Source organism: Pseudoxanthomonas putridarboris, from assembly GCF_038321125.1.
Lineage (GTDB): Bacteria > Pseudomonadota > Gammaproteobacteria > Xanthomonadales > Xanthomonadaceae > Pseudoxanthomonas_A > Pseudoxanthomonas_A putridarboris.
The window spans coordinates 123,459-144,182 of the sequence record NZ_JBBWWT010000008.1; the positions used below are offsets into that span (position 1 = coordinate 123,459).

19 protein-coding genes and 1 pseudogene are annotated in these 20,724 nt (G+C 68.4%); 8 read left to right on the top strand and 12 right to left on the bottom strand.

Features of this window, described 5'->3' with window-relative positions:
• Positions 1 to 15: 15 nt before the first annotated feature.
• The 5 genes from AAD027_RS15675 to AAD027_RS15695 all read right to left on the bottom strand — a co-directional run bounded on the left by AAD027_RS15675 (position 16) and on the right by AAD027_RS15695 (position 6,167).
• Positions 16 to 3,189, bottom strand: coding sequence for an efflux RND transporter permease subunit (locus AAD027_RS15675; RefSeq protein ID WP_341726964.1), 3,174 nt, complete (start codon positions 3,187 to 3,189; stop codon positions 16 to 18).
• 107 nt (positions 3,190 to 3,296) lie between these two features.
• On the bottom strand, positions 3,297 to 4,505 hold the full coding sequence (locus AAD027_RS15680) for an efflux RND transporter periplasmic adaptor subunit (RefSeq protein ID WP_341726965.1): 1,209 nt from the start codon (positions 4,503 to 4,505) through the stop codon (positions 3,297 to 3,299).
• Positions 4,506 to 4,633: 128 nt separating this feature from the next.
• Positions 4,634 to 5,446, bottom strand: coding sequence for an SDR family NAD(P)-dependent oxidoreductase (locus AAD027_RS15685; protein ID WP_341726966.1), 813 nt, complete (start codon positions 5,444 to 5,446; stop codon positions 4,634 to 4,636).
• A complete protein-coding gene (locus tag AAD027_RS15690) occupies positions 5,443 to 5,709 on the bottom strand; it encodes a hypothetical protein (RefSeq protein ID WP_341726967.1) in 267 nt (88 codons plus the stop codon). Before AAD027_RS15690 ends, AAD027_RS15685 begins: the two co-directional genes overlap by 4 nt.
• A gap of 230 nt (positions 5,710 to 5,939) precedes the next feature.
• Positions 5,940 to 6,167 carry a hypothetical protein gene (locus AAD027_RS15695; protein ID WP_341726968.1) on the bottom strand — a complete coding sequence of 76 codons (228 nt, stop codon included), beginning with the start codon at positions 6,165 to 6,167 and terminating at the stop codon, positions 5,940 to 5,942.
• A 132-nt stretch (positions 6,168 to 6,299) separates the two neighbouring features.
• On the opposite strand from AAD027_RS15695, the gene AAD027_RS15700 reads away from it, so the two are divergent.
• Together AAD027_RS15700 and AAD027_RS15705 are read left to right on the top strand one after the other, a co-directional pair.
• Positions 6,300 to 7,325, top strand: a complete 1,026-nt coding sequence (locus AAD027_RS15700; protein WP_341726969.1) for a LysR family transcriptional regulator — start codon at positions 6,300 to 6,302, stop codon at positions 7,323 to 7,325.
• Positions 7,326 to 7,460: 135 nt separating this feature from the next.
• On the top strand, positions 7,461 to 8,030 hold the full coding sequence (locus tag AAD027_RS15705; RefSeq protein WP_341726970.1) for a hypothetical protein: 570 nt from the start codon (positions 7,461 to 7,463) through the stop codon (positions 8,028 to 8,030).
• A gap of 218 nt (positions 8,031 to 8,248) precedes the next feature.
• Here AAD027_RS15705 and AAD027_RS15710 read toward each other — a convergent pair whose 3' ends face one another.
• Positions 8,249 to 8,650, bottom strand: a complete 402-nt coding sequence (locus AAD027_RS15710) for an OmpA family protein (RefSeq protein ID WP_341726983.1) — start codon at positions 8,648 to 8,650, stop codon at positions 8,249 to 8,251.
• A pseudogene (locus tag AAD027_RS15715) lies at positions 8,639 to 10,666 on the bottom strand (sodium-translocating pyrophosphatase); the annotation flags it as partial. The pseudogene AAD027_RS15715 and the gene AAD027_RS15710, both read right to left, overlap by 12 nt.
• 252 nt (positions 10,667 to 10,918) lie before the next feature.
• Here AAD027_RS15715 and AAD027_RS15720 point away from each other — a divergent pair.
• Both AAD027_RS15720 and AAD027_RS15725 read left to right on the top strand, forming a co-directional pair.
• A complete protein-coding gene (locus AAD027_RS15720) occupies positions 10,919 to 11,443 on the top strand; it encodes a hypothetical protein (protein ID WP_341726971.1) in 525 nt (174 codons plus the stop codon).
• Positions 11,444 to 11,551: 108 nt separating this feature from the next.
• On the top strand, positions 11,552 to 12,034 hold the full coding sequence (locus AAD027_RS15725) for an NIPSNAP family protein (protein WP_341726972.1): 483 nt from the start codon (positions 11,552 to 11,554) through the stop codon (positions 12,032 to 12,034).
• A gap of 59 nt (positions 12,035 to 12,093) precedes the next feature.
• Here AAD027_RS15725 and AAD027_RS15730 read toward each other — a convergent pair whose 3' ends face one another.
• The 5 genes from AAD027_RS15730 to AAD027_RS15750 all read right to left on the bottom strand — a co-directional run bounded on the left by AAD027_RS15730 (position 12,094) and on the right by AAD027_RS15750 (position 15,983).
• Positions 12,094 to 12,642: a DUF2846 domain-containing protein gene (locus AAD027_RS15730; RefSeq protein WP_341726973.1), complete on the bottom strand. Its 549-nt coding sequence runs from the start codon at positions 12,640 to 12,642 to the stop codon at positions 12,094 to 12,096.
• A gap of 5 nt (positions 12,643 to 12,647) precedes the next feature.
• Entirely contained in the window at positions 12,648 to 13,394 is a 747-nt protein-coding gene (locus AAD027_RS15735; RefSeq protein ID WP_341726974.1) for a hypothetical protein, read from the bottom strand.
• 63 nt (positions 13,395 to 13,457) lie between these two features.
• A complete protein-coding gene (locus AAD027_RS15740) occupies positions 13,458 to 14,261 on the bottom strand; it encodes a CPBP family intramembrane glutamic endopeptidase (protein ID WP_341726975.1) in 804 nt (267 codons plus the stop codon).
• Positions 14,262 to 14,306: 45 nt separating this feature from the next.
• Entirely contained in the window at positions 14,307 to 14,690 is a 384-nt protein-coding gene (locus tag AAD027_RS15745) for a DUF488 domain-containing protein (RefSeq protein ID WP_341726976.1), read from the bottom strand.
• A 36-nt stretch (positions 14,691 to 14,726) separates the two neighbouring features.
• Positions 14,727 to 15,983 carry a 6-phosphofructokinase gene (locus AAD027_RS15750; protein ID WP_341726977.1) on the bottom strand — a complete coding sequence of 419 codons (1,257 nt, stop codon included), beginning with the start codon at positions 15,981 to 15,983 and terminating at the stop codon, positions 14,727 to 14,729.
• Between the two features lie 120 nt (positions 15,984 to 16,103).
• Here AAD027_RS15750 and AAD027_RS15755 point away from each other — a divergent pair, with 120 nt between their 5' ends.
• The 4 genes from AAD027_RS15755 to AAD027_RS19085 form a co-directional block, all read left to right on the top strand.
• Positions 16,104 to 16,682, top strand: a complete 579-nt coding sequence (locus AAD027_RS15755) for an adenylate kinase (RefSeq protein ID WP_341726978.1) — start codon at positions 16,104 to 16,106, stop codon at positions 16,680 to 16,682.
• Positions 16,683 to 17,153: 471 nt separating this feature from the next.
• Positions 17,154 to 18,863 carry a cellulase family glycosylhydrolase gene (locus tag AAD027_RS15760; RefSeq protein ID WP_341726979.1) on the top strand — a complete coding sequence of 570 codons (1,710 nt, stop codon included), beginning with the start codon at positions 17,154 to 17,156 and terminating at the stop codon, positions 18,861 to 18,863.
• Between the two features lie 91 nt (positions 18,864 to 18,954).
• On the top strand, positions 18,955 to 20,427 hold the full coding sequence (gene mpl / locus AAD027_RS15765; protein WP_425605472.1) for a UDP-N-acetylmuramate:L-alanyl-gamma-D-glutamyl-meso-diaminopimelate ligase: 1,473 nt from the start codon (positions 18,955 to 18,957) through the stop codon (positions 20,425 to 20,427).
• A gap of 218 nt (positions 20,428 to 20,645) precedes the next feature.
• A partial coding sequence (locus AAD027_RS19085; RefSeq protein WP_425605473.1) for a transposase occupies positions 20,646 to 20,724 on the top strand: 79 nt, incomplete at its 3' end.

A 20,724-nucleotide genomic window follows, 5' to 3' on the forward strand; every position in this document is an offset into this window, starting at 1 on the left:
GAGGAGAGGGAAGGATCAATGATGCGCCGGCGCGGTGGCATCGGCGACGGGGGCGTGCGACACCAGCGGGCGGTTGGCCAGCTTGCGCAGCGCCACGTAGAACACGGGCGTCAGGAACAGGCCGAACAGGGTCACGCCCAGCATGCCGGCGAAGACCGTGATGCCGGTGACCGAGCGCACTTCGGCGCCGGCGCCGGTGGACAGCACCAGCGGCACGGTGCCGGCGATGAAGGCCACCGACGTCATGATGATCGGACGCAGGCGCAGGCGGCAGGCTTCCAGTGCGGATTCGACGATGCCCTTGCCCTGCAGTTCCAGTTCGCGGGCGAACTCGACGATCAGGATCGCGTTCTTGCACGCCAGGCCCATCAGCACCACCAGGCCGACCTGCACGAACACGTTGTTGTCGCCGCCCATGATCCAGACGCCCAGCAGCGCCGACAGCAGCGTCATCGGCACGATCAGGATCACCGCCAGCGGCAGCGTCCAGCTTTCGTACAGCGCGGCCAGCACCAGGAAGGCCAGCAGCACCGCCAGCGGGAACACCACCAGCGCCGCCTTGCCTTGCGTGGCCTGCTGGTAGCTCAGGTCGCTCCAGTCGATGCCCATGCCGGTGGGCAGCACCTGCTGCGCCAGTTCGGTGACCTTGGCCATCGCCTCGCCGGACGACAGCACGCGCGGGTCGGCCTCGCCCAGCAGGTCGGCCGCCGGGTAGCCGTTGAAGCGGATCACCGGGTCGGGACCGTAGGTCTGCTTGATGTCCACCATGCTGCCGATCGGCACCATTTCGCCGTTCTCGTTGCGGGTGCGCAGGTTGGCGATGTCCTCGACGTTGTCGCGGAACTGGCCGTCGGCCTGCGCGATCACCTGCCAGGTGCGGCCGAACATGTTGAAGTCGTTGACGTACGCCGAACCCAGGTAGGTCTGCAGGGTGTCGAACAGTTCGGTCAGCGGCACGCCCTGCGCCTTGGCCTTCACGCGGTCGACGTCGGCGTCCAGCTGCGGCACGTTGGCCTGGTAGCTGCTGATCGGGAAGCCCAGCCCCGGCGTCTGCGACGCGGCGCCCTGGAACGCCTGCACGGCGTTCTGCAGTTCGCCGTAGCCCAGGCGCGTGCGGTCCTCGATGAACAGCGACCAGCCCGAGCCGTTGCCCAGGCCCTGGATCGGCGGCGGCATGAAGGCGAAGGTGAAGCCTTCCTCGATGGCGGCGAACTTCTGGTTCAGTTCGGCGGTGATCTGCTCGGCGCTGTTCTTGCGCTGGTTGAACGGCTTGAGGTTGAAGAACACCACGCCACTGTTGGGCGTATTGGTGAACTGCAGCGGGTTCAGGCCGGGGAACGCGATCTCGTCCTGCACGCCTTCCACTTCCATCGCCAGCGTGGTCATCTTCTTCAGCACGGCATCGGTACGCTCGATGGAGGCGCCTTCCGGCATCTTCACGCCGGCGATCAGGTAGAGCTTGTCCTGCACCGGGATGAAGCCGGCCGGCACCGCCTTGAACATCACGCCGGCGCCGACCAGCAGCACCAGGTAGACCGCGAACACCGCGCCGCGCTTGCCCAGCGCGCGCGACACCGCGCCTTCGTAGCGCTGCGAGCTGCGGTTGAAGAAGCGGTTGAACGGCCGGAACAGCCAGCCGAACAGGCGGTCGATCAGGCGCGACGGGCCGTCCTTCGGCGCGTCGTGCGACTTCAGCAGCTTGGCGGCCAGCGCCGGCGACAGGGTCAGCGAGTTGATCGCCGAGATCACCGTGGAAATGGCGATGGTGACGGCGAACTGCTTGTAGAACTGGCCGGTCACGCCGGTCAGGAACGCCATCGGCACGAACACCGCGCACAGCACCAGGGCGATGGCGATGATCGGTCCGGAGACCTCCTTCATGGCCAGGTGCGCGGCTTCCAGCGGAGTGGCGCCGTGCTCGATGTGGCGTTCCACGTTCTCCACCACCACGATGGCGTCGTCCACCACGATGCCGATCGCCAGCACCAGGCCGAACAGCGTCAGCGTGTTGATCGAGTAGCCCAGCAGGTACAGCACCGCGAACGTGCCGACCACCGACACCGGCACCGCCAGCAGCGGGATGATCGAGGCGCGCCAGGTCTGCAGGAACAGGATCACCACCAGCACCACCAGCAGGGTGGCTTCCAGCAGCGTGGTGACCACCGCCTTGATGGAGTCGCGCACGAACACGGTGGTGTCGTAGACCGAGACGATCTCGACGCCCGGCGGAAGCGTCTTGCCGATGTCCGCCATCTTCTGGACGACGGCGTCGCGGATCTGCAGCGCATTGGCGCCGGGCGCCTGGAAGATGCCGATGGCCGAGGCGTTCTGGCCATTGAGGCGCGCGCGCAGCGTGTAGTCGCCGGCGGCCAGTTCGACGCGGGCCACGTCGGCGAGACGCACGATCTCGCCGTCGGCGCCGCTCTTCAGCACGATGTCGCCGAATTCCTCGACGGTTTCCAGGCGGCCCTTGGCGTTGATCGGCAGCAGGAAGTCGCTGCCGTTCGGCATCGGTTCGGCGCCCAGCTGCCCGGCCGAGACCTGCACGTTCTGCTCGCGCACGGCGCGCAGCACGTCGCCGGCGGTCATGCCGCGCGCGGCGACCTTGTCCGGATCCAGCCAGATGCGCATGGCATAGTCGCCGCCGCCGAACTGCTGCGCGTCGCCCACCCCGGGGATGCGCGCCAGTTCGTCCTTCACGTGCAGGCGCATGTAGTTGCGCAGGTAGAGCGAGTCGTACTTGCCGTCCTTGGACACCAGGTGCACGACCATCAGGAACACGGGCGACTGCTTCTGCGTGGTCACGCCCTGCCGGCGCACGTCCTCGGGCAGGCGCGCCTGCGCCTGCGCCACGCGATTCTGCACGCGCACCGCGGCATCGTCGGCGTCGACGCCCGGCTTGAAGGTCACCGTCAGCTGCAGCACGCCGTCGGAGCCGGCGACGGACTTGATGTACATCATGTCCTCGACGCCGTTGATGGCTTCCTCCAGCGGCGTGGCGACGGTTTCGGCGATCACCTTGGGGTTGGCGCCGGGGTACACCGTGCGCACCACCACGGAGGGCGGCACCACTTCGGGGTACTCGCCGATCGGCAGCAACGGGATCGAGATCAGGCCGGCGGCGAAGATCACGATCGACAGCACCGCGGCGAAGATCGGCCGGTCGATGAAGAATCTTGAGAAGTCCATGGGTGGATTTCCAGAAAAAAGAAAAAGGGATCACGCCCTTCCCCCGCTTGCGGGGGAAGGTGCCCGGAGGGCGGATGGGGGCACGCCGGGTGGGGCGGACCGGTACGTCAGTTCGCGGCGACGGCCTGCGCGGGCGCGGCATCGGCCGCACCCATCGCCACGGCCTTGGCGTCCACCGGCATGCCCGGGAAGAACACCTTCTGCACGCCGCTGACGATCACGCGGTCGCCGGCCTTCAGGCCCTGCTCGACGATGCGCAGGCCGTCGGCCATGCGGCCCACCTGCACGTCGCGGCGCTGCGCCTTGCCTTCCTCGTCGACCACGTACACGTACTTGCGGTCCTGGTCGGTCAGCACGGCCTTGTCGTCCACCAGCGCGGCCTTGAACTCGCCGCTGCCCAGCAGCCTCACGCGCGCGTACAACCCGGGCGTGAAGCGGCGGTCGGCGTTGTCGAGCAGCGCGCGCGCGCGGATGGTGCCGGTGCTGCGGTCCACCTGGTTGTCCAGGAAATCCACCGTGCCGGCGTGCGGGAAGCCGGCCTCGTCGGACAGCGCCACCCGCACCGGCACCTTGCCGTTGCGTTCGCTGGGGCGCTCGCCCTTGCGCGCCATCTCGGCGTAGCGCAGGAACGCGCGTTCGTCGGCGTCGAAGTGCACGTGCACCTTGTCCAGCGAGACCAGCGTGGTCAGCACGCTGGCGGCATCGCCGGCGGTGACCAGGTTGCCGGCGGTGACCAGCGCGCGACCGGCGCGGCCGTCGATGGGCGCGCGCACCTGGGTCCATTCCAGGTTCAGGCGCGCGGTGTCCACGGCGGCTTGCGCGGCGGCCACGTTGGCCTGCGCCTGGTCGGCGTTGGCGCGACGCTGCTCGTATTCCTCGGTGGACAGGGCCTGGATCTCGGACAGGCGCTTGGCGCGCGCGGCCTCGCTGCGGCCCAGTTCGGCCTGGGTGCGGGCACGGGCCAGTTCGGCCTGCGCGCGCGCCAGTTCGGCGCGGTAGCTGCGCGAGTCGATGGTGAAGAGGACATCGCCCTTCTTCACTTCCTGGCCTTCGCTGTAGTTCACGCGGTCGATGTAGCCGGACACGCGCGGGCGCAGGTCGACGTTCTCGATGGCCTCGACGCGGCCGCTGAATTCATCCCACTGGCTGACCGTCTTGACCGGCACGGCGGCCACGCTGACCTGCGGCGGCGGCGGGGCGGCGTTCTCGGCCGCCTGTCCGCTGCAACCGGCCAGGACGGCGAGCGCGAGTGCACTGAAAGCGCCCAGTGCCAGCAGACGTCGCGAACGCGGGAGATGGGAGAGGTAGGTGTTCATGGGTGGTGGTCTCGTGGGGGAGAGGGGAGGCGGGAAGGCTAGGACCTCGAGTTAGGTTGAGGTCAAGCGGTGGTGGCATGCGTGGCGGCGCATGCCGAAGAGACGTTCCATGTCGTTCCGCCGTGACATCACGCGGACGTGCGGCCATTGCGGCGCGCGCCGGCCACGGCCCACAGCGCGTCCTCGAAATCGCAGGCCAGCGTGGTGCTCGGCGGCACCGCATCGCGCGGCGAATACGGCACGATGGGCTTTGCGGCGGCATCGGTGCGGGTCAGCAGCGATACCGCGCTGCGCCCCACGGCCAGGGCGTTGGGCCATTCGGCGCAGGCGTTCACCAGGTTGTCCGGCGTGGAGATCGGCTTGTCGACCGACAGCAACTGCACGCGCACGCCCAGGCCGTGGGCTTCTTCGTGCAGCACCTGCGCCAGCATGCGCACCGCCGCGCCGGTCACCGATGCGTGGCCATAGCCCGACCAGCCGCGTTCGGCATGCGGTCCGCCGATCAGCACGTAGTGCGCGGTATCGGCGTTGCTCTCGGCCAGCAGCGGCAGCAGGTGGCGGGCCGCGGCCAGGTGCGGCAGCAGGTCCGCTTCCAGTTTCTCCATCAACAAGGTCGCCGGCCGGTCCAGCAGGCGGCCGCTCTGCATCGGCGTGCCCAGGCTGGCGAACACCGCGCGCAGCGGACGCGGGCGCTCGCGCAGTTGCGCGGCCAGGCGCTCGGCATCCCGGTCGCTCTGGATGCAGCCGAAATGCAGCAGCTCCAGGCCGGGTTCGTCGGCGAAGTGCTCGGCCAAGGCGCCCATGCGCGGGCCGTCGCGGCCGACGGCCAACACCGGGCTGCCGGCTTCCAGCAATGCGCCGACCACGCCGAAACCGACCGTGCCGCTGGCGCCGAGCACCAGCACGCCGGGAGTGAGGCTGTCCTTCATGGCGGCGCTCACCGGGGTTTCCTGGTCGGCAGCCGCGCGATGCGTGCGCTGAAGCCGGTGGACTTCACCCGCAGGCGCAACTTGCCGGCATCGGCCAGCCGGCGCGGCACGGTGAATTCGCGGAAGCCCAGGGCGCGGCCGGCGAAGGGCAAGCGCACGGTGGACCGGCCCGTCGCGGGGGAGAGAGACGACGGGCCGGCCAACGTGCGGAACCATTGCGCGAGCCAGCGGCGCGCGCGGACATGCCAGGTGGCAGGGGCGAGGGAGGGGGGCATGGCGGAAAGTCTGTGCGCCGATGGCCCTGCGCCGATATCCGGATCCTGCCCGGCCATTGCCCGATCCTGCATGGCATCGCCTGGGCCGGCGCAGAACGGCTTGCATGCCGTCAGCCGCAGCGGTTGCGGCGCGACCGCGCCCAGCGAGGGAGTTGCATGATTCCGCCCCTCCAGGGAGGAGGGACCTGCGATGGTGCCGTCCGTCGGCAAGGTACGTGCCAGTGTCCCGTTCATGGGATGAATACTCCCGTTCTCGGGATAATCCCGGAATACATGCCCAGCGTGCCGGCCGAACCGGTACGGCCCGGCGCGCCCCCGAGCTGCTGGCGGCGCGACGGCGACGGGCCGCGAAACCCTTGTCCGTTCAAGCGGTTCGACACGAGGAGCGCGCCAGAATCCTTGGATTCCGGCGTCTCCGTGGGGCGGTCCAGCGAGCGGAACAGGCGGGCGAGCAACATGGCGGCGACTCGGGCGGTGGGGACAGGTGGCCACGTTACGCCTGCAATGAGGACTTGATTAGTCCTGATTAAGGGGAATAATCATCCCGTCAGCGGTCCAATGCGGTCCGCGTCCCCCACGGAGCCATTCCGATGAGTCACGATCTCAACGACACCCTGATCTTCGTCAAAGTGGTGGAGCAGGGCAGTTTCATCGCCGCCGCCAACGCGCTGCGCTTGCCCAAGACCACGGTCAGCCGCAAGGTGCAGGAACTGGAGACGCGCCTGGGCGCGCAACTGCTGCACCGGACCACGCGCAAGCTGGGCCTGACCGAGGCCGGCAACATTTACTACGAACACTGCCAGCGCATCGCCCGCGAGCTCAACGAAGCGGCCAGCGCGGTCAGCCAGTTGCATGCCGGTCCGCGCGGCTGGTTGCGCTTCACCGCGCCGTATTCCATCGGCATCGACAAGATCTCGCCGCTGCTGGGCGAATTCCATTCGCAATACCCCGAAGTGCGCGTGGAGATGCTGCTGGCCAACGACACGCTGGACCTGATCGGCGGCGAGATCGACGTGGCGCTGCGCATCGGCAGCCTGCCCGACTCCAACCTGGTGGCGCGCCGGCTGAGCACGCTGCGCACGCAGGTCTACGCCAGCCCGAAATACCTGGCGCGCCATGGCGAGCCGCTGCACCCGGACGACCTGCAGCACCACCGCGTGCTGGCCATGCCGAAGAACCGGCGCGGCAACGGCTTCGTCTGGACGCTGCGCGACGGCGCCGGCGAGCAGGACTATCCGATCAACCCGATCCTGGTCGCCAACGACCCGGCCGCGCTGAAGGGCGCGCTGCTGTGCGGCGAGGGCCTGATGATCGGCGCGGACGTGATGGTCAAGCCCTACCTGGAGCAGGGCCACCTGCAACGCGTGCTGGCCGGCTGGGCGGGCCAGGAGTACGAGTTCAACGCGGTGTTCCCGCGCGGGCACGTGCAGTCGCCGAAGGTGCGGGCCTTCGTCGACTTCCTGGTCGAGCGCATGAAGTTCGACGTGGACTACATGATGGAGCACTGCCCGGTCTACCTGAAGCAGCAGGCCGAAGCGCGCGGCGAAACCGTCGAACCCGCCGACAGCGAGGCGGTCACGGTGGGCCGCAAGGTGCTGGCCGACGCGCTGACCTGACCCGGCGGCGGATAACGATTCCCGAACGCAAGGCGGTGCGGCGGCTGGTTACCATGGCCGCGCACCGCCGCAGTCCGGTCGCACGCCAGGGATGGGCCGTCGCCACGTTCGCCCACCACACTCAGGATGCACACGATGAACAAGCTGATCGCCGTCGCCGCGGTGCTGTTGCTGGCCGCCTGCGACAAATCGCCGGTCGCGACGACCGCAACCCCTGTGGCCGCCGCATCTGCCGGCACGCAGGCCGCCGCCGTCATGCCGACCGCGGCGACGCCCGCCGGGGAGGCCACCATCACGCCCGCCGCGGCAACGTCCCCGGCGGACGATCCCACCGCGGTCAACCAGGCCATCGACGACACGCTGGGCGACCACGCACGCTACGAAGCGGTGATCCGCCAACTGCAACAGGCGGTGTCGGCGAAGGATGCCACCACCGTCGCATCGCTGGTCGATTATCCCTTCACCACCGTGCGCGACGGCAAGCCGCTGAAGGTGGCCAACGCGGATGAATTCGTCCGCGAATACGACCGCATCGTCACCCCGGACATCGCCGATGCCATCACCGGCCAGAAGTACTCGCAGCTGATGGTCAACTACAAGGGCGTGATGTTCGGCAATGGCGAAGCCTGGGTGAACGGCATCTGCGTGGACGATGCCTGCAAGGAATTCAACGTGCGCGTGGTGGCGCTGCAGCCGGGGCCGTGAGTTGAGTTCCGCTTGCGCGTAGGGTGCGCCCCGGCGCACCACGCACCACCGCATGCGTCGCATCCATGTGGTTGCAATGAAACACTACAGGCTCACCATGCCGTCGGTTCTCGTGATGGTGGTGGAGCATGGTGCGCCGGGGCGCACCCTACGTGCCGTGCATGGGTAAAGAAAAGGCGGCCCATGGCCGCCTTTTCCGTATCGCCGGAAGCGCGCGATCACTCCACCTTCACTTCCACCCGCCGCGCTTCGTCGGCGCTGCCGTCGCCGGTGGTCTCCGAGGGTTTTTCCAGCACGATGCGCTCGGCCGCCACGCCGTTGACCACCAGCCACTGCTGGATGGCCACCGCGCGTTGCTTGGCCAGTTCCTGGTTGACCGCCACGTCGCCGCTGGTGTCGTGGTAGCCGGAAACCCGGGCCAGGCTGTCCGGGTCCGCGTGCAGCGTGCCCAGCACGCTGGAGAGGCGCGCGCTGGCGTCCGCCGGCACCACCGCAGAACCCAGGTCGAAGTACACCTTCGCCAGCCGCGCGTCGACCGGCCCGCCCGCCACGATCGGCGCGGCGTGCGCGCCGGTCTCGCCGCCCGCGCCCAGCCAGCCGTTGACCGGCAGCACCGGCACCAGCAGCAGGGCGACGATGTTGATGATCTTGATCAGCGGATTGATGGCCGGGCCGGCGGTGTCCTTGTACGGGTCGCCCACCGTGTCGCCGGTGACCGCGGCCTTGTGCGCCTCGCTGCCCTTGCCGCCGTGGTGGCCGTCCTCGATGTACTTCTTGGCGTTGTCCCACGCGCCGCCGCCGGTGGTCATCGAGATGGCCACGAACAGGCCGGTGACGATGGTGCCGATCAGCAGGCCGCCCAGCGCCTGCGGGCCCAGCAGCAGCCCGACTACGATCGGCACCGCCACCGGCAGCAGCGACGGCACGATCATTTCCTTGATCGCCGACTTGGTCAGCAGGTCCACCGCCTTGCTGTAGTCCGGCTTGCCGGTGCCTTCCATGATGCCGGGGATCTCGCGGAACTGGCGGCGCACTTCCTCCACCACGCTGCCCGCGGCGCGGCCCACCGCTTCCATCGCCATCGCGCCGAACAGGTACGGGATCAGGCCGCCGATCAGCAGGCCCACGATGACCAGGTGATTGGACAGATCGAAAGTGAACGCCACGCCGGGATTGGCCGTTTGCAGGTTGTGCGTGTAGTCGGCGAACAGCACCAGCGCCGCCAGCGCCGCCGAACCGATGGCATAGCCCTTGGTCACCGCCTTGGTGGTGTTGCCCACCGCGTCCAGCGGATCGGTGATGTTGCGGATCTCCGGCGGCAGTTCGGCCATCTCGGCGATGCCGCCGGCGTTGTCGGTGATCGGGCCGTAGGCGTCCAGCGCCACGATCATGCCGGCCATCGACAGCATGGCGGTGGCGGCGATGGCGATGCCGTACAGCCCGCCCAGCGCATACGCCGCCAGGATCGCCGCGCACACGGCGACGACGGGCCAGGCGGTGGACTTCATCGACACGCCCAGGCCGGCGATGATGTTGGTGCCGTGGCCGGTGGTGGACGCGGCGGCCACGTGCTTCACCGGCGCGTACTGCGTGCCGGTGTAGTACTCGGTGATCCAGACGATCGCGCCGGTCAGCACCAGGCCGACCAGCGCGCAGAAGTACAGGTTCAGCGCGCCATAGGACGAATCGGCCATCAGTTGCGTGGTGATGGGATAGAACGCGATGGCCGCCAGCACCGCCGACACGATCACGCCCTTGTACAGCGCGCCCATGATCGAGCCGCCCGCTTTAACTTTCACGAAGAACGCGCCGATGATCGAGGCGATGATCGACACGCCGCCCAGCACCAGCGGGTACAGCACCGCGTTGCCGCCGGCCTGCGCCGCCATCAGACTGCCCAGCAGCATCGTGGCGATGACGGTGACGGCATAGGTTTCGAACAGATCCGCGGCCATGCCCGCGCAGTCGCCCACGTTGTCGCCCACGTTGTCGGCGATCACCGCCGGGTTGCGCGGGTCGTCCTCGGGGATGCCGGCCTCCACCTTGCCCACCAGGTCCGCGCCGACGTCGGCGCCCTTGGTAAAGATGCCGCCGCCCAGGCGCGCGAAGATCGAGATCAGCGAACTGCCGAAGGCCAACCCGACCAGCGCATGCAGCGCATCGGCCTCGGAATAGCCCAGGTGCAGGTGCAGCACGGCATAGTAGCCCACCACGCCCAGCAGGCCCAGGCCCACCACCAGCATGCCGGTGATGGCGCCGCCGCGGAACGCCACGTCCATCGCCGCGCCCATGCCCTTGTGGGCGGCCTCGGCGGTGCGCACGTTGGCGCGCACCGACACGTTCATGCCGATGTAGCCGGCCGCACCCGACAGCACCGCGCCGATCAGGAAGCCGATGGCGCTGGGCCAGCTGAGGAAGAAGCCGATCAATACGAACAGCACCACGCCGGCGATGGCGATCGTGGTGTACTGGCGGTTGAGGTAGGCGCTGGCGCCTTCCTGCACGGCCGCCGCGATTTCCTGCATGCGGCTGTTGCCGGCAGGTTGCTTCAGGATCCAGCGCGCCGACACCACGCCGTAGATGATCGCCACCGCGGCGCAGACCAGCGCCAGCGTCAAACCGTGTTGTTCCAGCATGACCCCTCCCAAGGTTGATGGATGAAGTCCAGCGAACGCATGAACGTGCAACCCAATCCCGGTGGAGCCTGTTGAACGATTGAGCGCACTCGACCGCTGCGGTGCCCTGCAGCGCGAAACCCGACGTGTTCAGACAAATCCCTGGAGCCGGCCCGAGTATGACCGGATGCCGGCCGCCCCGCCAGCCGCGCCGGCCGGGGTTCAGCCGTGGCGTGCCAGCCTCTGTCGCCCGACCGTCCGAAGGAGTCCCCGATGCGACCGACCGCCATCGCTGCCCTTGCCGCCGCCGTCCTCTGGTCGGCCTTCGCGCCCGGCGCGCGCGCGGCCGACCCCGTCCCGGAAATCCAGCGCCCGCCGGCGACCGCCCAGGCGGTGGGCGTCGTGCACAGCCTGCGGCAGATCCCGGAAGCCTGTGCGCGGATGGAAGGCGCCTTCACCGGCGACGCCGCCGAGCCCTACCGGTACGCGGTGGTGCGCACCAGCCCGCAATGCCAGCCGCGCGCCCGCTTCGTCGATTTCGCCAAGGCGCAGCCGTCCGAGGCCGGTGGCTGGAAGTTCAACGACCTGATCCGCGTGCCGAATGCCGCCTGTCCCGGCCAGCAGGCCGTCGTGCGCGTATGGCGCAAGCCCGCCACGACGTCCACGCCCGCGCTGGACGGCCAGGGCCAGGCCCGCATCTACCTGGAAGACGCCAGGCAGCAGGCCGCCGCCGGCAACGTGCCGCAGGTGCCGCTGTACGCCGCGCAGATGACGGTGGAAGGAAAAGCCTGCCAGTGAGGAATGCGCCGGCATGCGTCGAAATGTGCAGGACCCGCGGCGAAGCGTGAGCATGGGCCGGGATCGGCTGGGAAAATCGCGTTCCCAGGTCATCCGGAGAGAAACGGCATGCCTCGTCGCGCCCTGCAAACCGCCCTCATCGCGCTTTCCATTGCGAGCCGCGTTCCACGCCCGGTGATGCGGCGGCTGTCGTTCCTCGTGCTGCTGTGCGCCTGCCTGCCTGGCGTATCCGTCGCACAGGAGACGGATGCGACGCCCATCCATCAACTGCGCATCTACGAAATCTTCGACGACACCAAGGGCGCCTTCCACGACCGCTTCCGCGACCATGCCGCACGCATCATGGCGCGGCATGGCTTCCGCATCCTGGGCATGTGGGAAACCCGGCATGGCGACCGTACCGAGTTCGTCTACCTGCTGGAATGGCCCGACGAGGCCGCGCAGAAAGCCGGGTGGGCCGCGTTCATGGCGGACCGGGAATGGTCCGACATCAAGGCCCGCACGCGCGTGCATGGCGAGATGGTGGGCGACATCGAGGACCGCACGCTGGTGCCGGTGCCGTATTCGCCGGCATTGCGCGGACCGGAATGAGGCGGGCTGTCGCCCTCCCCGCACTGGCGGGAGAGGGCGACGGGGCATGTCCGACGCGATTATTTCGCGACCTTCAGCTCCTTGGAGATGCCCGAGAAAATGGCCTCGTCCGATGGCGACAGGTTGGGGCGGCCGGCGAGGATGCCCATCGTGACCGAACCCAGCACGTAGTAGGTTTCGCCCGCTTCCACTTCCAGATTCAGCACGTCCTTGGCTTCCGAGTGCACCGTGTACTGGTGCGCGCCCGGCTCGGTCACGTGGACGAAATAACTGCCGCTGCTGAGCTTGCCCAGTTCCGTCTCGCCCTCGCGGACCTTGTAGCGCACGGCGGCGCCGGCGAACTTCTTCTCGCGGAAGAACACGATCTGTCCCTTGCCTTCCGGCGGCGCGGCGATCAGGCCGTTCGTGGCGGTGGCGGGCGTGGCATCGGCCTCCGAGGATTCAGCCACCACGTCGGCAGCAGCATCGACATCGGCCGCCGCGTCGGCAGCGGCTTCCTCGACTGCTTCAGGTGCTTCGGCTGCCGCAGACTCCTGCGGCTGGGCGTGGCCGGCGACCGGCATGATCAGGGCAAGGCAAAGAAGGGAACGATTCAGCGGGTGACGCATGGGCACTACTCCTGGATGTTGGAAGGTTGGGTGGCTTCAGGGATGGTTTGCGGGGGATCGGGGTCGGGTTCCGATGCGGGTGCCGCATCGAGGAAGTCGGGCGCGGCATCGGGTGCCGCGGGCAACTGCACGGTTTCCGCCAGCTTGGCCGAGCCGGAGGCGTGCGCCGGTATTTCGATTTCCTTGCCGTGGATGAATTGCGCGAAGGGCCCGATGGCGACGGCCGCGCCGATGGCGATGTGGCTGGTGTCGCGGCCGCTTCCCCCCAGCTTGAAACTGCGCAACTTGATGGTGCGGTCGCCGAGTCGAAGGTACCGCGCCGTCAGGATCAGTTCGCCCGGTTTGCCGCCGCCGCGCGAGCGCTCGGCATGGACGATCTCGCCCATGCCCTCCGTGCCGGCCGGCAGGACGGTGACGCCGTCCACCACCACGGATTCCTGCAGCTTCAACCGGAATTTCCCGCCGCGCTGGGAACGGGCGGAACTGATCGGGTCCAGGAGTTCCAGCACGACCGGCGTGCCGTCGGCCAACGTACAGCACGCATGGGCGTCGGACTGGATATCGGCAGCGGCGGAAAACACCATCGCGGTATCGGCGATGGCGGCAGGCTCCGCACGGGAGGACGCCTCCTGTGCGAAGCAATACCCCGCCACAAGCGCGCCGCAAAGCCCGGCCGCCAGCCGCCTTCGTGCATGATGCATGCTGGTTCCCCCTGTCCGTCCTACGCTAGCGCATCGGCCTTTCGCCGCCAAGAGGGATCGCACGCCGATCCGGTGCGGCACTGCCGACGGGAGCAGCGTCGCGCTCCCGCGCGCCTAGGCCTGTTCCGGAACGCGCTTGCGAACCGCGCCGCCCGTCCAGTCCACCCGCCGGTGCAGCCAGATGATGGCGGCGCTGAAAGGCACCATCGCCATCACCACGGTCTGCAGCATTTCGGGATTGCCGACGGAAAAGAGCGCCCGGGCGCTGCCTGTCGCCTGCTGTGCGGTCATGAAGGCCAGGTGGAAGGCAATGGGAGCCCACAAGCTTTGCGTGGCCGCACGCAGCACGCCCAGCGCGAAGCCGAAGCAGAACAGGAACGAGGCATCGAGCGGGTTGCGGACGGCGCCCACCAGGAGCGCGAAAAGCACGAACAGGCCCGCCTGGGCCACGATGAGCTGCCAGGTGCGCAGGGTGCCGGACAAACGTGCCCAGGCGTATCCACGGAACAGCAGTTCCTCCGGCAGGGCTTCGCTGGCGAACACCAGCGCCGCGACCGTCAGTATCCCGAACAGCAGTTCCATCGCCGGCACCTGCGGCGACAGCGACAGCATGCCGGTCGCCAGGCATGCCGCCAACGCGATGGAGGCCGGGACGAGATGGCTCAGCAGTCCGGTCGCCGCGGCGCGGAATGCGCCGGCCTTCGCCATGCCCAGCCAGCGCGGCCCTTGCCCATGGAGTCGCAGCGCGAGCGCGACCAACGCGATCGTGGTGGCGCATACGAGGGCCGCGAACACAGCGTGCCGTTGCAGCGGAGTGGAACCCCAATGCGTGCTGGCGGCGATCGCCAGGCGCCATGTGGCCACGGCGGCGGCGAAAAAGGCGATGAAACCGAGCAGGTTGCGCGGGCGCGTGGCCAAGCCGTTTCTCCCAGGTGCGGCATGCGCGGGGAGGATGCCATATCCCTAAAGCTTCGCGCCACGCTGTTCCAGCAGTTCGCGCAGCACCGTGCGGTGGCAGTGCGTCTCGTCCTCGCAATAGCAGCCCACGGAGAAGTTCGCCTGGTGGGACAGCGCGGCCAGCAGATCCAGCGTGCGCGCGTTTTCCGGCGTAGCCATTTCGGCGCGATAATGCCTTGCGAACTCGGCCCATTCCTTGGGCGTCTTCGCGTCCTGCGCCTGCTTCACCCGTTCCGCGCTGGGCGCGAGGTTGGGAAACCACACGTCGTACCAGTCCCGCGCAGCGAACTCCGACTTCGGCACGCCGCGCGGCGGACGCCGCACGGTGCCGATGCGCAGGCCTTCGTCCTTCGCGCGTGGACTGCCGAGGCGGACGATGCGGACGGCCATGCCTACTCCGTGCAAGCCGTCAGGCGACGGCGCGGCTCATTCTTCCCACGCCGGCAGCTTCTTCTTCACCGCCACGTTCTTCAGCGCCACGTACTTGGGCAGGCCGTCGGTGCCGTAGGGGGGATAGGCTTCGCCGCGGATCAGGGGTTGCAGGTAGGCGCGTGCCCTGGCGGTGATGCCGTAGCCGTCCTTGCGGATGAAGCCGGGCGGGAATTTCTTCTCGTGGTTGGCGACCTTGGCGAGCGGTGCGGCTTCGATCCTCCAGCGGTACGGCGCATCGGACGTGCGCACGATCACCGGCATCACCGCGTTCTGGCCCTTCAGCGCGTATTGCACGGCGGCCTTGCCGACCGCCTGCGCCTGTTCCCAGTCGGTCCTGGAGGCGATGTGGCGCGCCGAGCGTTGCAGGTAGTCGGGCAGGGTCCAGTGCACTTTCAGGCCCAACTGGTCCTTGACCCGGCCGGCGAGGTACGAGGCCACGCCGCCCAGCTGCGTATGCCCGAACGAATCCTTGCCGCCGCCGGCGTCGGCGACGAAGCGGCCATCGGCGTGCTGGATGCCTTCGCTGGCCACCACCACGCACCAGCCCACGCGGTCCACGGTCTTCTTCACCTGCTTGAGGAAGTGGGCCTCGTCGTAGGGGCGTTCGGGGAACAGGATGATGTGTGGTGCATCATCGGGCGACTGGCCGGCCAGGCCGGCGGCGGCGGCCAGCCAGCCGGCGTGGCGTCCCATCGCTTCGTAGACGAAGACCTTGGTCGAGGTCTCGGCCATGGCGGCCACGTCCAGCGCCGCCTCGCGCACCGACACCGCCGTGTACTTGGCGGCCGAGCCGAAGCCGGGGCAGGTGTCGGTGACGGCCAGGTCGTTGTCCACCGTCTTCGGCACGCCGATGCAGGTCAGCGGATAGTCGAAGGCCTGCGCCAGCTGCGAGACCTTCCACGCCGTGTCGGCCGAGTCGTTGCCGCCGTTGTAGAGGAACCAGCGCACGTCGTGCGCCTTCAGCACCGCCAGCAGGCGCTCGTATCGGGCGCGGTCGGCCTCCAGCGATTTCAGCTTCACCCGGCAACTGCCGAAGGCACCGCCCGGGGTGTGGGCCAAGGCGCGGATGGCGGCGGCGGACTCCTTGCTGGTGTCGATCAGTTCCTCGCGCAGGGCGCCGAGGATGCCGTTGCGGGCCGCCAGCACCTTGACCTTGCGGGCGCGGGCTTCGGCGATGACGGCCGCCGCGGAGGCGTTGATGACGGCGGTGACACCGCCGGACTGCGCATAAAGTAGGGTGCCAGAGGCCATGTGGGGTTCGTTCCGGGTTGCCAGGATGCGGTAAGCTTCACACATATGTCGCGGTGCAGCGCGGCGCGTGGGCGCCCGGTCTGCCATCCGCCAGCAGGATTCTAGTTCGGGAGTTACACAATGCGATTGGTTCTACTGGGCCCACCCGGGTCGGGCAAGGGCACTCAGGCAGCGCGCCTGAAGGAATACCTGCAGGTTCCGCACATCTCCACCGGCGACCTGCTGCGCGCCGAAGTGGCCGCCGGCAGCCCGCTGGGCCTGCAGGCCAAGGAAATCATGGCCCGTGGCGACTTCGTCAGCGACGAGATCCTGCTGGGCATGCTGGAGGACCGCTTCGCCCGCCCCGACACCGCCAACGGCTTCATCCTGGACGGCTACCCGCGCAACCTGGCCCAGGCCGGCGCGCTGGGCACGCTGCTGGACAAGATCGGCCAGCCGATGGACTACGCGGTGCAACTGGAAGTCCCGGCCGACCTGCTGGTGGAACGCATCGCCGGCCGCGCCGCCGCCGAGGGCCGCGACGACGATACCCCCGAAGTGGTGCGCAACCGCCTGGACAAGTACACCACCCAGACCGCGCCGGTGATCGATTACTACCGCCAGCACGGCCAGCTGACCGTGGTCGACGGCGTGGGCACGCTGGACGAGGTGTTCAGCCGTTTGATCGAAGCGCTGTCGCCGGCGAAGGAAGTGGGCTGATCCCATCGGCCTTCGTTGGAAGGACGGCGATGAAGCAAGGCCCCGCGCGATCCGCGGGGCTTTTTTCGTTGGGGATCATGGCCGGGAAACACGCTCCCGATGCATGCGGAAGCGTGGATGGAGCCGGCAAGCGGACGCACGCTCCTGTCTTCGGGCAGAGGTTCGTGCCGTTGAAAGGACGGACTTCGGCCGCCCCTCACCCGCCTTCGGCACCCTCTCCCCGCGCGCGGGGAGAGGGGGGCTATCGTTATCTGCGACGCATGTCGGCATTGTCCGATAGGAGTGAGTCCTTGCCCCACCTGCGGGGAGAAAGTGCCCGAAGCGCGGATGAGGAGCATCGGAGAAGGTCCTTCCTGTTTCGGCCGGGTCCATGCGGTATCGCTGGCTGGCGACGTGTGATGCACGGCCTGTCACGCGAGGAGAGCGGCTGCTATGGTCCGGCTCCGTCCCTGCCGCCGGAGCGCGCCACCGATGAAGAAGACCGCCTTGCTGCTGCTGGCCTGCCTGGCCGCCTCTCCCCTCGCCCAGGCCAAGGACTTCCTGCGCGCCGAGGGCAGGCACATCATCGACGAGAGCGGCAAGCCGGTGATCCTGCGCGGCATGGGCCTGGGCGGCTGGATGCTGCAGGAAGGCTACATGCTGGACGTGGACGGCGTGGGCACGCAGCGCAGCATCCATGCGCGCATCGCCGAGCTGATCGGGCCGGAGAAGGCCGACGCCTTCTACCAGGCCTGGCGCGACAACCACACCACCCGGGCCGACATCGACGCGATGGCGCGCTGGGGCTTCAACTCCGTGCGCCTGCCGATGCACTACGCGCTGTACACGCTGCCGGTGGAACAGGAACCCGTGGCCGGCGGGCAGACCTGGGTGGAGGAAGGCTTCCGCCGCACCGACGAACTGCTTGCGTGGGCCAAGGCCAACGACCTGTACCTGATCCTGGACCTGCATGCCGCGCCGGGCGGGCAGGGCAACGACATCAACATCGCCGACCGTGACCCGGACACGCCGTCGCTGTGGGACGACCCCCGCCATCAGGATAAGATGGTGGCGCTGTGGAAGAAGCTCGCCGAGCGCTACAGGGACGAGCCTTACATCGCCGCCTACGACATCATCAACGAGCCGAACTGGGGTTTCGCCGATCCCAACGACAGGAACGGTTGCGCCGAGAACGGCAACGCGCCGCTGAAGGACCTGCTGGTGCGCACCACGGCGGCCATCCGCGAAGTGGACCAGCGCCACATCGTCGTCATCGAGGGCAACTGCTGGGGCAACAACTACCGCGGCGTGCTGGACGACGGCCCGTGGGACGACAACCTGGTCATCAGCTTCCACAAGTACTGGAACGCCACCACCCACGACAGCATCGCCGACCTGCTGGCGCTGCGCGACAAGCACGACATGCCGCTGTGGCTGGGCGAAACCGGCGAGAACTCCAACGACTGGTTCGCCCGCACCGTGGCGCTGGTGGAAGGCGAGGGCATCGGCTGGGCCTGGTGGCCGCTGAAGAAGATCCGCTACAACAACCCGTTGCAGATCGTGCCCAACGATGGCTACCGCAAGGTGCTGGCCTACTGGAAGGGCGATGCGCCGCGGCCGTCCGTCGAGGAAGCCGAAGCCGCACTAATGCGGTTCGCCACCCATGACGTCCGCCACGAGAACAACCTCGTCCACCTCGATGTCGTCGACGCGCTGTTCCGCGCGCCGCATTCGGACGAATCCGTGCCGTTCAAGGCGCACGTCATCGGCGCGGCGGGCGGTGAGATCGCCGCGGTCGATTTCGACATGGGCCGCAACGGCGTGGCCTACCACGACCTGACGCCGGCCAACCACCACATTTCCGACGGCGGCGAGCGCGTGACCTGGAATCCGGCCATGGCCTACCGCAACGACGGCGTCGACCTGGGCAAGACCGAGGACGGCGGACTGTTCGTGGCGGACATGCGCCGGGGCGAATGGCTGAAATACACCTTCGACGCCGACGCGGCCGGCACCTACCGGCTCGCGCTGGCCGCCCGTGGGCAAGGACGCGTGTCGCTGTCGCTCAACGGCGAACCGCTGGGCCAGTCGGACCTGGCTGCGGGATTCGCCGGGCTCGAACTGCGTCCGGGACGGAACACGCTGTCGGTCAAGGCCGAAAGCGACGGCTTCGACTTGGAGGCCCTGCGTTTTTCCCGTTGAATCGCCACGCAGTGGATTTCGCGACATGCAAGGGCGTGCCGAATCCGTCGCGCTCGGCTAAAGTCTGCGCAGTCATCACGGAATCGCTTTCTTGAAGATCCACATCCTGGGCATCGCCGGCACCTTCATGGGCGGCGTGGCCGCACTGGCGCGTGAATTGGGCCACACGGTCGAGGGCAGCGACCAGGCGATCTACCCGCCCATGTCCACCCAGTTGGAAACGCTGGGCATCGCGCTGGCGCAGGGCTATGTACCGGAGAACATCTCGCCCGACTGCGACGAGGTCGTGATCGGCAACGCACTGTCGCGCGGCAATGCGGCCGTGGAGGCCGTGCTGGACGAAGGGCGCAAGTACACCTCCGGCGCTCAATGGCTGTCCGAGCGCGTGCTGCCCGGCCGCGACACGCTGGCCGTGGCCGGCACCCACGGCAAGACCACCACCACGACCATCCTGGCCTATCTGCTGGAAGCCGCCGGGCGTTCGCCGGGTTTCCTGATCGGCGGCGTGGCCGAGGATTTCGGCGTGTCGGCGCGCGTGGGCGCCCGTGTCGCCGAACCCTCATCCGGCGCTGCGCGCCACCCCGTATCGAGTACGGGGCAGGCTCTTCTCCCGAAGGGAGAAGGAGAGCAAGTGTCGGCCCCGCTGGGCCGACCACTATTTGTGGTCGAAGCCGACGAATACGACACCGCGTTCTTCGACAAGCGCAGCAAGTTCGTCCACTACCGCCCGCTGGTCGCCATCCTCAACAACCTGGAATACGACCACGCCGACATCTTCCCCGACGTGGCCGCGATCCAGCGCCAGTTCCACCACTTGGTGCGCACCGTGCCGCACCGTGGCCGGCTGATCGTCAACGGCGAGGACGCGCGGTTGGCGGAAGTGCTGGCGATGGGCTGCTGGACGCCGGTGGAGCGCTTCGGGCTCCAGGGCAGCGTGCCCGATTCCACCCTCGAGTGGAGTGCGCGCCTGATCCGCGAGGACGGCAGCGCTTTCGCCGTGCGCCACGACGGCGCCGAGATCGGCGAAGTGCATTGGCCGATGCTGGGCCGCCACAACGTGTTGAATGGCCTTGCCGCGCTGGCCGCCTGCCACGCGGTCGGGGTGGATATCGCCTTGGTGATGCCGGCGCTGGCGGACTTCCGCGGCATCAAGCGGCGGCTGGAAGTGATCGGCCAGCACGACGGCACCACCGTCTACGACGATTTCGCCCATCATCCCACCGCCATCCGCACCACGCTGGAAGGCCTGCGCGCGAAGGTAGGCGCGGCGCGCATCGTGGTGGCGATGGAACCGCGCAGCAATTCGATGCGCCTGGGCGCGCACGCCGACGCGCTGGCGCCGTCGCTGGACATCGCCGACGCGGTGGTGTTCCTGCATCGCCCCGGACTGCCGTGGGATGCCGGCAAGGTCGTCGCTTCGATCCGCGGCGATGCGCGCACCGTGCCGGATGCCGATGCCTTGATCGCGGCATTGAAGGCCATCGTGCGTCCCGGCGACCACGTGGTGTTCATGTCCAACGGCGGCTTCGACGGCGCGCCGCGGCGCTTCCTGGCGGCGTTGTAGGGCGGGCCCTGGCCCACCCTCACCCTGCTTCCGGTGGCAACCACGTCCGGCGGAGCGATGCTGACGCTTCGTCCGATGATTCTCGACGCCATGCATTGCATGCGCGACGATGGGCCAGGGCCCGCCCTGCGGTTCTGTGGGAGGGGCTGACCAGCCATTCGGCTGTTAAAAACCGGTAATTCCCAAGCAAACCGGACCAAATCTGAGAGGATTTGGTCATGAAGCAATGTCCTGCTTGCGGTGGTAGCCGACACTACGGCCTGTCGGATGGACGACTGAAATGTCGCGCCTGCGGCA

Coding starts and splice junctions, on each gene's coding strand:
- AAD027_RS15750 (WP_341726977.1), bottom strand. CDS start 15,983: ATGGCCTCTGGCACCCTACTTTATGCGCAGTCCGGCGGTGTCACCGCC.
- AAD027_RS15720 (WP_341726971.1), top strand. CDS start 10,919: ATGCGACCGACCGCCATCGCTGCCCTTGCCGCCGCCGTCCTCTGGTCG.
- AAD027_RS15690 (WP_341726967.1), bottom strand. CDS start 5,709: ATGCCCCCCTCCCTCGCCCCTGCCACCTGGCATGTCCGCGCGCGCCGC.
- AAD027_RS15730 (WP_341726973.1), bottom strand. CDS start 12,642: ATGCGTCACCCGCTGAATCGTTCCCTTCTTTGCCTTGCCCTGATCATG.
- AAD027_RS15680 (WP_341726965.1), bottom strand. CDS start 4,505: ATGAACACCTACCTCTCCCATCTCCCGCGTTCGCGACGTCTGCTGGCA.
- AAD027_RS15695 (WP_341726968.1), bottom strand. CDS start 6,167: ATGTTGCTCGCCCGCCTGTTCCGCTCGCTGGACCGCCCCACGGAGACG.
- AAD027_RS15755 (WP_341726978.1), top strand. CDS start 16,104: ATGCGATTGGTTCTACTGGGCCCACCCGGGTCGGGCAAGGGCACTCAG.
- AAD027_RS15705 (WP_341726970.1), top strand. CDS start 7,461: ATGAACAAGCTGATCGCCGTCGCCGCGGTGCTGTTGCTGGCCGCCTGC.
- AAD027_RS15745 (WP_341726976.1), bottom strand. CDS start 14,690: ATGGCCGTCCGCATCGTCCGCCTCGGCAGTCCACGCGCGAAGGACGAA.
- AAD027_RS15700 (WP_341726969.1), top strand. CDS start 6,300: ATGAGTCACGATCTCAACGACACCCTGATCTTCGTCAAAGTGGTGGAG.
- AAD027_RS15760 (WP_341726979.1), top strand. CDS start 17,154: ATGAAGAAGACCGCCTTGCTGCTGCTGGCCTGCCTGGCCGCCTCTCCC.
- AAD027_RS15675 (WP_341726964.1), bottom strand. CDS start 3,189: ATGGACTTCTCAAGATTCTTCATCGACCGGCCGATCTTCGCCGCGGTG.
- AAD027_RS15725 (WP_341726972.1), top strand. CDS start 11,552: ATGCCTCGTCGCGCCCTGCAAACCGCCCTCATCGCGCTTTCCATTGCG.